Raw genomic sequence first — 2,920 nt, 5'->3', positions numbered from 1 at the left:
AAGCCCACACCGCCGCGCCATCCCACGGATACCCCGCTGTTGCGGTTGCTTCGGCGGTTGCTGTTGCTTGTGCTCTGGCCTCTGCGGGTGCCGGGCGCCGCCCGGCTGACGTCCGCCACTTGCGGTGGCAGCGACGGCCCACTAGCCTTCGGCCGTCGTTCACCACCCAAGGACCGCCCGTGAAACACCGTCATCTCCTGCTGGCCTCGGCAATCGCCGCCGCCACGCTGGCCCTGGCCGCCTGCAAGAAGGAAGCTGCCCCAGGCACCGATACCGCCAGCAGCAGCGCTCCGGCCGGTGAAACCGCCGACCAGTTCGTGGCCCGCATCAATGCCGAATTCAAGGCCGCTTACCCGGAGATGACCTCGGCGCAGTGGCTGTCCTCCACCTACATCAACGGTGATTCGGAACGCATTGCGGCCAAAGCCAACGAGCGTTCGCTCACCCAGCTCAACAGCTGGATCGAACAGGCCGCCAAGTTCGACGGCAAGCCGATGAGCGAGGACAGCAAGCGCGCGATCCACCTGCTGAAGCTGATGTCGTCGATGCCGGCGCCGCGCGACCCGGCCAAGCTGGCCGAGCTGACCCAGATCGCCACCCGCATGGAAGGCAGCTACGGTGCCGGCAAGTACTGCACCGATGCCAATGATCCGAACTCCTGCCGCCAGCTGGGCGAGCTGGAACAGGTGCTGGCGCGCAGCCGCGACTATGACAAGCAGCTCGACGCCTGGCAGGGCTGGCACAGCACCACCAAGAGCATGCGCGGCGACTACCAGAAGTTCGTCGGCCTGGTGAACGAAGGCGCCAAGGGCATGGGCTTTGCCGACGCCGGCCAGATGTGGCGCAGCGGCTACGACATGCCGCCGGAGCAGATCGGCCCGGAAACCGATCGCCTGTGGGAACAGGTCAAGCCGATGTACGAGCAGCTGCACTGCTACGCACGCGGCAAGCTGGACAAGACCTACGGCAAGGACAAGGCCGAAGTGGGCAACGGCCTGATCGCCGCGCACCTGCTCGGCAACATGTGGCAGCAGGACTGGTCGAACCTGTGGGACCAGCTGGAACCCTACCCCGGCGCCGGCAGCCTGGACATCACCGCGGCACTGGAAAAGCAGTACCAGACCAACCTGAGCGCGGCGCTGGCCAAGGCCGGCAAGGACGCCAACGTGGCCGCCCAGTACAAGGCGCAGCGTGAGGCCGAACTGCGTACCGCCAAGCAGATGACCGAGCGCGCGCAGGACTTCTACGTGTCGCTGGGCATGCCGTCGCTGCCTCAGTCCTATTGGGAAAAGACCCAGTTCATCAAGCCTGACGACCGCGACGTGGTCTGCCACGCCAGCGCCTGGGACATGAACATGGAAGGCGATGTGCGCACCAAGATGTGCATCAAGCCGAACGAAGAGAACTTCACCACCATCTACCACGAGCTGGGCCACATCTATTACGACCTGGCCTACAACCCGCTGCCGCCGCTGTTCCAGGGCGGTGCCAACGATGGCTTCCATGAGGCGATCGGCGACACCATCGTGCTGGCGATGACGCCCAAGTACCTCAGCTCGATCGGCCTGGTCGATGCACCGACCGAGAGCCGCGAAGCGGTCATCAACAACCAGATGCGCATGGCGCTGTCGGGCGTGTCGTTCCTGCCGTTCGGGCTGATGATCGACCGCTGGCGCTGGGGCGTGTTCGATGGTTCGATCACCGCCGACAACTACAACAAGGCGTGGTGGGACCTGAAGGCCAAGTACCAGGGCGTGGCCCCGGCCAGCCCCCGTGGCGAGGAATTCTTCGATCCGGGCGCGAAGTACCACGTGCCGGGCAACACCCCCTACACCCGCTACTTCCTGGCCCGCATCCTGCAGTTCCAGTTCTACAAGGGCCTGTGCGATGCAGCCGGCTACAAGGGCCCGCTGCACGAGTGCACCTTCTACGGCAACAAGGAAGCCGGCCAGAAATACTGGGCGATGCTGAGCAAGGGTGCCAGCCAGCCGTGGCAGGCCACGCTGAAGGAGCTGACCGGCACCGACAAGCTCGATGCCGGCCCGATGATCGAGTACTTCACTCCGGTCAACGAGTGGCTGAAGCAGCAGAACGAAGGCCAGATGTGTGGCTGGCAGGCCAACGCCGCCCCGGCGGCGAAATGAGAAAAGGGGCGGGTCCGCAAGGATCCGCCCCTTTCTGTAGCGCCGGCCGCTGGCCGGCAGCTACGCGATGAAGACCCAGCGGCCGGTTTTTCCGGAATGCCTGTCAGCTGTCCTTCTTCGCCGCCATCGCCGCGGCCAGTTCCGCCTTGAATTCCTCGAAGGTCTGGCCCTTCTCTTTCGCTTCGGCGTGCGCGGCATCGCGCAGCGCATCGGAGTACATCAGGCGCACCGGCGTGCCGTTGCGCTCGTGCAGTTCACCGGCCTGCATGATCAGCGCCAGTACCTGTGCGGCGGAGTCACTGTGGCCGGCGATACGGCCGTCCATGCCCAGCACCCATTCGCCGTCGCGGCGCACGACACCGGCCAGCAGGGTGCGCTGCGCGTCGCGCAGTTCGGCATGCGGCTCCACCGGCGAGGCCTTGGCAGCGGCCTTGTTGGCGGCCTGCTTTTCCTGGCGACGGCGCTGGTCGCGGCGGGTCTTGGAGCTGGTGGACATGGCGCAATACCGCTGCGAGGGGGGGCGCAAGGATAGCGCACCCCACCCGCCACGCCGCTTCACAGCCCCTCAATCCAGCACTTTGCCGTGCCGCCAGTAGCCCATGAAGGTGATCGCGCGGCGGTCCAGCCCGCAGTCGCGGACCAGATGGCGACGGATCGCCATCACCGCCCCCGCCTCGCCTGCCACCCAGGCATACAGCGGCCCGGCCACGCTGGCATCGGCCTGTTCCCAGAGGATCTGCGCGTCAACGTCGATCTCTTCCAGTTCGTCGCCAGCG

The 2,920-nt window shown here is 66.0% G+C and carries 3 protein-coding genes; 1 reads left to right on the top strand and 2 read right to left on the bottom strand.

Annotated features, from left to right (window positions below):
- Positions 1-179: 179 nt before the first annotated feature.
- Positions 180-2,144 carry a M2 family metallopeptidase gene (locus N5E02_RS20725; protein ID WP_235646329.1) on the top strand — a complete coding sequence of 655 codons (1,965 nt, stop codon included), beginning with the start codon at positions 180-182 and terminating at the stop codon, positions 2,142-2,144.
- A 103-nt stretch (positions 2,145-2,247) separates the two neighbouring features.
- Here N5E02_RS20725 and N5E02_RS20720 read toward each other — a convergent pair whose 3' ends face one another.
- Both N5E02_RS20720 and N5E02_RS20715 read right to left on the bottom strand, forming a co-directional pair.
- Positions 2,248-2,640: a hypothetical protein gene (locus tag N5E02_RS20720; RefSeq protein ID WP_065196924.1), complete on the bottom strand. Its 393-nt coding sequence runs from the start codon at positions 2,638-2,640 to the stop codon at positions 2,248-2,250.
- 69 nt (positions 2,641-2,709) lie between these two features.
- The coding region (locus N5E02_RS20715; protein WP_279946716.1) for an SIP domain-containing protein at positions 2,710-2,920 on the bottom strand (211 nt) is incomplete at its 5' end.

Source organism: Stenotrophomonas sp. GD03777 (assembly GCF_029842485.1).
GTDB classification, from domain to species: Bacteria; Pseudomonadota; Gammaproteobacteria; order Xanthomonadales; family Xanthomonadaceae; genus Stenotrophomonas; species Stenotrophomonas sepilia.
The sequence above is the reverse complement of the archived record's forward strand: the minus strand, read 5'-3'. Positions and strand labels throughout refer to the sequence as shown.

Coding starts and splice junctions, on each gene's coding strand:
- N5E02_RS20720 (WP_065196924.1), bottom strand. CDS start 2,640: ATGTCCACCAGCTCCAAGACCCGCCGCGACCAGCGCCGTCGCCAGGAA.